Below are 7,171 nucleotides of genomic sequence, written 5' to 3'. Positions count from 1 at the left end.
GGATGGCCACGAGGTCGTCCAGCGTCCTGGCGTGATGACCATCTACGATACCGATCGCCCGTTCTCATACGAGCTGTGCGGGCACACGATCTTCGTCAAGATTCCCCATCAGCAGCTCCATGCCCGGCTGCCGCAGCCGGTGCAGCTCGCCACCCCGATTTCGTCCGAAACAGCGCTCGGCGCAATGGCTGCCGATCTATTCCGCAATGCAGGCGAACTGGACGTGCCGAAGGATTCCAGTACCGGCCGCCTGGTCGGGTCGTCGATTCTCGATGTGATCGCGGCCTTGCAGTGCTCGGTCGGCGCCGAGAAACACATCGTCGATGCCTGCAGGACCGCTCCGCTGTTCGAGCGCATCAAGCGCTACATCTCCGAGAATCTGGGTGATACCGATCTCAGCGTCGAGTCGATCGCACGCGCGCACCAGATCTCGCCACGCACCCTCAACCGCGCGTTCGCCGCGATCGGCGCCACGCCGATGCGCTGGGTCTGGCAGGAGCGCCTGGCGGCCAGCCACCGTGCCTTGCTGCAGGGCGGCGTGAAAAGGGTCACGGATGTCGCGTTCAATTATGGCTTCAGTGAGCTGTCGCACTTCAGCCGTGTGTTCAAGAACGCGTTCGGGCTTTCACCTCATTGCCTGATTGCCCAAGCGAGCAGCGGCCCCACGCAAATCGGGCACGCTCAGTCTTTGCTGGACGTGCCCGATGGCCTTCAGGTTTTAGCTACACGCGGATCGCGATAGCCAATCACCTATTAGAGGAAACGACCTAGATCGTTTCAGCCTCGCGGTGCTGATTGCGCAGATCGCGGATGCGGTCGTGATGAACCTTGGCACCGTCACACTGGCGCTGCAGCAAGCTCCGGACTTCGCCGGACATCGGCGCCTGCATGGCCTTGATGTACTCGGCCTTCGCATGATCTTCGCCGCGCTCGCATTCCTCGAGCAGCATCAGATCGTCGTCACTGCTCACCGAGGCCTTGAGGTTCAGCCAGCCACGATGCAGGGCACCGACAGCGGTACCGCTGTTTTCCGGCGTGCCGCCCAGGCTGATAACGCAGGCCTGCAGTTCGGCAGCGCTTTTCTCGCAGTCTGCTGCATAGCTTTCCAGCAGCGTGCGCAGTTCAGGCGCATGCGCGTGGCCGGCGGCCTTGCTGAAGCCCTTCTGGCCGTCCTTGCTGGTTTCGATGAGGCTGTTCAACACCGAAATGGTTTCTTTCAGTTTGTTTTCGCTGGACATGAGTTCTGCTCCATAAATAGTGCGGCGGGACATCGGGCGGGGATTCGCCAGGATTGTCGGGGCCGGCTTTCAAGCAATCACACGGACGTTACGGAGACGAACGACGGCTCATTGAAGGTCCTGATCGCGTCGTGCGTCTCGCCCTGTTGATTGATCACGAAGAGTGCCTGCCAAGGCATTTTTCTTGAATTCCCTGCAAATCAAACGTTTGCGCTCCCCACCCAAAAAGGCGCGTGCGGGATCGACACTTTTACCGGTAGACATGCCACGCGAAGCCCGCAATTACCCGCGCTGGTGTCATCCGCTCGGGAAGAACGTCGATGCCGCCTACATCTGCCGAAAAAGATGCGGGTAGCTGCGGCTCACCGGCAAGATTTCCGCGTGGCCCTTGAGGTGAATGTGCGCGGTCTCGTTGAGGCTGCGCGTGACATGGCTGATGGCGCGCAGGTTCACCACCACAGCACGATGCAATTGTGCGAAGTGCGATGCATCGAGCTGACCGAGCAGGTCTTTCAGCGGCGTGCGGATCAGCCCCTCGCCCGGCTTGCCGTCTCGCCACGCCAGGCGACCCGCGTGTATTTCTCGTCGGAACGGGCGGCGTAGACAAGATGTAGTGGTGATCGTCCCCAAGCCCCGCACCGCTTTTTCCGCATAGCGAATACGCGCGATGGCTGCGTCCGTTCAGCCCTCGTATAAAGCTGCGACTAACAACGCAAGCAGTTACGAGAGGAAAACAGTCATGGCTGACAGCACTTCGCTACCCACGCAGAAACTTCGCATTCCCCAAGCCGATCACCGCGCTTATGCGGACATCCCATTCGTCGAATTCATGAAAGGGGTCGACATGCAGTTGCTGCAGATCGACATCGAGGCCGGCTTGTGGGTGGTGCGGATACGCTTTGCGCCTGGCGTGACCATTCCCACGCACAAGCACACAGGCGAGGTGTTCGCGCTGACCAGCAGCGGATCCTGGAAGTATCTCGAATATCCGGATATCAACGTCGCGGGTTCATATCTGTTCGAGCCGGCAGGTTCTGTCCATACGCTGCATGTGCCTGCATCGAATCATGAGGTCACCGAAGCTTGGTTCGCCATTCGCGGCGCCAACCTCAATCTGGACGAGCAGGGCACGGTGACCAGCGTGTGGGACGCAGGCTACATCCGTGACGAATACCTGCGACTGTGTCGAGAAGCCGGCCACCCCGTGCCGCCAGTACTAGGCCTCGATCACGGCTGATGCCGGTGTATCGGTTCCCTGGGCCACGAGGTATACGATGAGGCGATATTCAGCCCAAGGAGGCTTCGATGAACCCCGGATCGGACCCCGCCATCGTTCTGTCAATCCAGCGCCGTCTGCGCGGCAGCCTGCTGGACTGCGCCTCCGCCGTACCCTGGGCACCGGCGCGCGATCTCGCGGCGCATCTGCTGTTGTCGCTGGACGACCCGGGTGCAGGTTGGCGCATGAGCGTGGAGTGGCTGCGCGACCGCTTCGACGTCGACCGTGTGGAAGGCGGTATCTGGGAAGGCGACGGCGGCCTGTACACACTGGGTTCGGCCCAGGCTCGCCGCCGGGATGCAGTCGTGCCGTCGGTGCGCGGGATCCGCATGCCGATGGACAGCGCGGTGCTTTGCAGCCTGGCAAACGATTCCGCACCGTTCGTGTTGGAAGACATTGCCCAGGCCCGGATTCTGGACGACGACTTGCGGTCGGATCTGATCAAGGTTGGAACGCGGATGAAGATCGCTTCCTCGCTGCATTTCAAGGGCGCTACCTTTGGCTTCCTGTGCATGGATCACGTCCATCGGTCGAAGCGGCTCTCGAGCACGCAGTTCGAGCAGTTTCGGCTGGTGACGGGCGCCGTGCTCGGCGAAATTCTCGGGGCCGCCCACCGCTTAGGACGGCTGGGAGAAGCGCCGACAGAGCGGGCGCTCGACGAAAGACTGACGCCAGCAGAGCGCAAGGTGCTGGCGCTGCTGGGCAGTGGCCTCGGCTACAAGCGCATCGCTCAGCAGCTGGGTCGCTCGATACACACCGTGGACCACCAGCTCAGGAGCATCCGCGCCAAGCTGAAGGTGCATACCAACATGCAGCTGCTCAGCTTGTTGTCGAGCGCCCCAGCGATGCGGCCGTTCGTGGAGCCGGCACAACTCGATTGATGGCGATTCCACCGGGCCTGTCGGCTCGGCGTTCAGGATTCCGCTGCGGATGATGCTGCTTTCGCCACGACGGAAATCCCGAGAATGACAGGATCGTTCAAGACCATCGACGCCAACGGCGTCTCGTTCGCCTGCATCGAGAAAGGCAAGGGGCCGCTGCTGCTCTGCCTGCATGGCTTCCCTGATCACGCCCCAACCTTCCGCTCGATCATGCCGGCGCTGGCCAATGCGGGCTATCGAGTGGTAGCGCCTTACATGAAGGGTTATTGGCCCACGGTGGCACCAGCAGGCAGTCCCTACCAGGCGGCCGCACTGGGTCTCGACGTGGCCGCATTGATCGAAGCACTTTCACCAGACGAGCCGGCCTGCGTCTTCGGCCACGACTGGGGAGCCATCGCGGCCTACGCTGCGGCGCTGGCAGCGCCGCAGCGTATCCGCCGCCTGGTCGTGTCCTCGGTGCCCTACGGGCCCCAGTTCCTCAGCGCACTGGTGACTCGACCAGATCAGATCCGGCGTTCGTTCTACATCTGGTTCTTCCAGTTGCCGATGGCCGAAGCGGCGATGGCGGCGAACGACTTCGCCTTCATCCGCACGCTATGGCGCGATTGGTCGCCGGGATGGCAACTGCCGGAGGCGGACTGGCAGGCGCTACGCGAAACCTTCGCCCGGCCCGGCGTGATCGAGGCAGCCCTCGCCTACTACCGGCACATGTTCAATCCGGCATTGCAGCACTCGGAGCTGGCAGAGCTGCAGCATAAAATCTTCATCGCTCCGATCGACGTGCCGACGCTGGTCCTGCACGGCGAGGGCGATGGCTGTATCGCTGTCGATCTACTCGATGGAATGGAGACCGCCTTTCCGCGTGGGCTTGAGAAGCACATCGTCCTCGACGCCGGACATTTCCCGCACGCCGAAAAGCCAGCAGAAGTGGCTGCTGCAATTTGCCGCTTCCTGGCGCGCTGAATGTGCGGCGCATAGCGAAGAGTCGCGATGGACGGCTCAGCAACCCAACCCTAAGGTTGCCGAGTGCAGTCTGGAGGAGACCAATAAAATGAAAGTGAGAAAAATACGCATCGATTTTTCGAATGCCAAGGTTCTGTGGGCACCGGACGCTCCCGAGTTCGCGCAGTTCTGGAACGCCACCTCCTCGCTGCTGCCTTACCTAGAGCCCTTCCTGAATCGCACGGTTCGTGCCTGTATGGAAGCCCTACCAGCCGAAAGCGAGGAACTGCGCCGCGACTGCAAGATCTTCATCGCGCAGGAGAGCAATCACTACCGCAACCACGCGTGCTTCAACGAAGTGCTGCGAGCCGGTGGCTACCCCGAACTGGAGGCGCGCGAACTCAAGCTCAAGGCCGACTACGAGGCCTACTGGAAGCAGAAGAGCCAGTCCTACTGTTTGCGTTACGCCGAGGGCTTCGAGACCACCGCGCCGATCCTGTCCTGCTTCTTCCTCGAGGGTGCGCGCGAGATGCGCAATCCCAGTATCGACGATCCCACCGTGGATCTGTGGCGCTGGCACCTCTGCGAGGAATACGAGCATCGCCACGTCTGCTTCCATCTGCACGAGGCGCTCCACAAGAGCTACTGGCTGCGCCTGTGGGGCCTCTGCTACGCCAGCAAACACATGCTGACCTACATGATCGGCACCGCGCGCTACCTGATCCGCGAGGACCGCAAGGCCGGGCGCATTCCGGATCCTTGGCGGAGCCGCCTGCGCTTCGCCAGCGTGATGCTACGGACGTTTGCCTACACGATCCCGCGCCTGATCCGCGCTGCGGCGCCCGGCTACGACCCCGTCAATCTTTCGCCGCCGGCGGGCTATCGCGCGGTGCTCGACGATGCCGAGCGGCTCTGGGGCGTGGAGCCCGACGCAGTGACAACAAAGGCCTGAGCCAGAAGTCCGTCTGGCCCTGATACACCGCGAGGTGCATCGATCCGCAGCGTCCGAAAGCCGAATGGATTGAGCGTGTACGCCAATCATCAATCTCACGAGAAACCCGACACATGACTACAACCGCGATCCCGATCGAATTGTTCGGCGCTCAGCAACTCGACGGTGGCATCGCGCCACGCGTGTTCTTCTCTGCCCATCGCTACGTGCAGGGCCCAGGCGTACTGCGCAAGCTGAGCGATTATCTCCCGCTGGTGGGCAGCCAGCGACCCATGCTGCTTATTCCCCGCGACCTCCCACCGGCGCTGACCAGCCAGGTCGCCGCCGATCTCGAAGCGGGCGGCGTGCGGGTGCTGGTGCAGCCCTTTGAAGGCCAATGTTCCGTGACGGCCATCGAGCAGCACGCTGTGCGTGCACGCGAGGCGGGCTGCGACGCAGTGATCGCGCTGGGTGGCGGCAAGGCGATCGACACGGCGAAGTCGGTTGGGTTCCAATTGGGTTTGCCCGTCATCGTTTGTCCGACGCTGGCGTCGAGCGATGCGCCATGCTCGGCCTTGGCCATCGTCTACAGCGACGAAGGTACCTTCGAGTCGGTGCGCTTTTTCCGCGGCAACCCTGATCTCGTCGTGGTGGACACTGCGGTGATCGCGCAGGCGCCGGTGCGCTTCCTGCTTGCCGGCATTGCCGACGCGCTCGCCACGGGTTACGAAGCGGCAGCCTGCGTCGCCAATCCGAAAGCGCGCTCGATGCTGGGTGGCGGGATCTCGCTCGCGGCGCGCGCGCTGGCCAGCTTGTGCAGCCAAACCATCCACGAGCAAGCCCGTGAAGCGGTTCAGTCAGTACGTGAAAAGCGCGTTGGCCCAGCGTTGGAAGATGTGGTTGAGGCCAACACGCTGCTCAGCGGCACCGGCTTCGAGAGCGCCGGCACCGCCGCCGCCCATGCGGTGGCTACTGCCCTGACGGTAGTGCCGGAAGTGGAACACCGCTTCATGCACGGCGAATTGGTGGCGGTAGGCTTGGTGACGCAGTTGCTGCTGGAGGGCAACGAGGTCGAATTCAATCGGGTGCAGACGCTGTTTCGCGAGATCGGCCTGCCGTACTGCTTTGCCGATCTTGGGCTGAACCTCGCAGACAGCGAAACCAAGATCCGCACCGTCGTCGAAAACGCCTTCAATCTGCCGTTCATTCACAACGAGCCGTTTGAAGTGACGCCAGACAAACTCTTCAAGGCAATCACGGAAGTGGAGCGCCGCGCGGGCAAGGCTTGAGGAAGTTATTTCGGCGGATAGGCCAGGACCGACTGCTTGGGGGTAGCGCTACTCGGAGCATGACCTTCCCTAATTTCAGCAGAGCATCGTAGTCGGCGTATTCACGACGGTGAATGCCGATCACAATGGTTCGTCTCAAATCTCGATCATCTGAAAGTCGGACTTCGGCGCTCCGCAGTCGCGACAGGTCCAGGATTCCGGCACGTCTTGCCAGCACGTGCCGGCCGGAATGTCCTCCTCGGGCAAGCCAAGCACTTCGTCATAGACGAAATCGCAAACCAGGCACCGCCACTTCTTCATGTTTTTTCCATCCTCATGGCTCGGCCGTGGCCGCATGGAGCCAGGCCCCTGTCTGAACCGCCAAGCTACTCGGGCGCGAGCCCGTCGACTTCGACGAAATCCGTCTTGTCGCGAACGGAGCAATCGGCACAGGCCCAATCCTCCGGCACCTGGCTCCAGGGCGTGCCGGGCTTGAAGCCCTCGTGTTCATCGCCCTTTTCCTCGTCGTAAATGTACCCGCAGCCGGGGCAGCGATAGCTCGCCATGATCAGGCTCCCGTGGTGGATTTCTGTGCGGAGCCGTAGCGCGCCAGGATCTGCTCGCGCTTGCTCGGC

At 62.2% G+C, this 7,171-nt stretch carries 10 protein-coding genes; 6 read left to right on the top strand and 4 right to left on the bottom strand.

The window, feature by feature from the left end:
• Positions 1–742, top strand: a 742-nt coding sequence (locus QZY06_RS11175; RefSeq protein ID WP_295684173.1) for an AraC family transcriptional regulator, incomplete at its 5' end; no start/stop codon positions are given.
• A gap of 25 nt (positions 743–767) precedes the next feature.
• Here the strand turns inward: QZY06_RS11175 and QZY06_RS11170 are convergent.
• Positions 768–1,238 carry a PA2169 family four-helix-bundle protein gene (locus QZY06_RS11170; protein WP_295684172.1) on the bottom strand — a complete coding sequence of 157 codons (471 nt, stop codon included), beginning with the start codon at positions 1,236–1,238 and terminating at the stop codon, positions 768–770.
• Between the two features lie 327 nt (positions 1,239–1,565).
• Positions 1,566–1,868, bottom strand: a complete 303-nt coding sequence (locus tag QZY06_RS11165) for a LytTR family DNA-binding domain-containing protein (protein ID WP_295684170.1) — start codon at positions 1,866–1,868, stop codon at positions 1,566–1,568.
• Between the two features lie 109 nt (positions 1,869–1,977).
• Here QZY06_RS11165 and QZY06_RS11160 point away from each other — a divergent pair, with 109 nt between their 5' ends.
• From QZY06_RS11160 to QZY06_RS11140, 5 genes are all read left to right on the top strand, one after another.
• On the top strand, positions 1,978–2,475 hold the full coding sequence (locus tag QZY06_RS11160; RefSeq protein ID WP_295684168.1) for a 2,4'-dihydroxyacetophenone dioxygenase family protein: 498 nt from the start codon (positions 1,978–1,980) through the stop codon (positions 2,473–2,475).
• Between the two features lie 68 nt (positions 2,476–2,543).
• Positions 2,544–3,395: a LuxR C-terminal-related transcriptional regulator gene (locus QZY06_RS11155; RefSeq protein ID WP_295684166.1), complete on the top strand. Its 852-nt coding sequence runs from the start codon at positions 2,544–2,546 to the stop codon at positions 3,393–3,395.
• An 84-nt stretch (positions 3,396–3,479) separates the two neighbouring features.
• A complete protein-coding gene (locus tag QZY06_RS11150) occupies positions 3,480–4,358 on the top strand; it encodes an alpha/beta hydrolase (RefSeq protein ID WP_295684163.1) in 879 nt (292 codons plus the stop codon).
• 88 nt (positions 4,359–4,446) lie between these two features.
• Positions 4,447–5,289, top strand: coding sequence for a metal-dependent hydrolase (locus QZY06_RS11145; RefSeq protein WP_295684175.1), 843 nt, complete (start codon positions 4,447–4,449; stop codon positions 5,287–5,289).
• A 113-nt stretch (positions 5,290–5,402) separates the two neighbouring features.
• Complete coding sequence (locus tag QZY06_RS11140; RefSeq protein ID WP_295684160.1) at positions 5,403–6,557, top strand: glycerol dehydrogenase; 1,155 nt, start codon at positions 5,403–5,405, stop codon at positions 6,555–6,557.
• Between the two features lie 135 nt (positions 6,558–6,692).
• On the opposite strand, the gene QZY06_RS11135 is transcribed toward QZY06_RS11140, so the two are convergent.
• Positions 6,693–6,857 carry a rubredoxin gene (locus QZY06_RS11135; RefSeq protein WP_295684157.1) on the bottom strand — a complete coding sequence of 55 codons (165 nt, stop codon included), beginning with the start codon at positions 6,855–6,857 and terminating at the stop codon, positions 6,693–6,695.
• Between the two features lie 65 nt (positions 6,858–6,922).
• On the bottom strand, positions 6,923–7,171 hold a 249-nt coding region (locus tag QZY06_RS11130), incomplete at its 5' end, for a rubredoxin (RefSeq protein WP_295684153.1).

Origin of the sequence: uncultured Nevskia sp., assembly GCF_903885465.1 — a bacterium.
Lineage (GTDB): Bacteria > Pseudomonadota > Gammaproteobacteria > Nevskiales > Nevskiaceae > Nevskia.
This window is presented reverse-complemented; position numbering and strand designations above follow the sequence as displayed.

Coding starts and splice junctions, on each gene's coding strand:
- QZY06_RS11150 (WP_295684163.1), top strand. CDS start 3,480: ATGACAGGATCGTTCAAGACCATCGACGCCAACGGCGTCTCGTTCGCC.
- QZY06_RS11170 (WP_295684172.1), bottom strand. CDS start 1,238: ATGTCCAGCGAAAACAAACTGAAAGAAACCATTTCGGTGTTGAACAGC.
- QZY06_RS11135 (WP_295684157.1), bottom strand. CDS start 6,857: ATGAAGAAGTGGCGGTGCCTGGTTTGCGATTTCGTCTATGACGAAGTG.
- QZY06_RS11140 (WP_295684160.1), top strand. CDS start 5,403: ATGACTACAACCGCGATCCCGATCGAATTGTTCGGCGCTCAGCAACTC.
- QZY06_RS11160 (WP_295684168.1), top strand. CDS start 1,978: ATGGCTGACAGCACTTCGCTACCCACGCAGAAACTTCGCATTCCCCAA.
- QZY06_RS11155 (WP_295684166.1), top strand. CDS start 2,544: ATGAACCCCGGATCGGACCCCGCCATCGTTCTGTCAATCCAGCGCCGT.
- QZY06_RS11145 (WP_295684175.1), top strand. CDS start 4,447: ATGAAAGTGAGAAAAATACGCATCGATTTTTCGAATGCCAAGGTTCTG.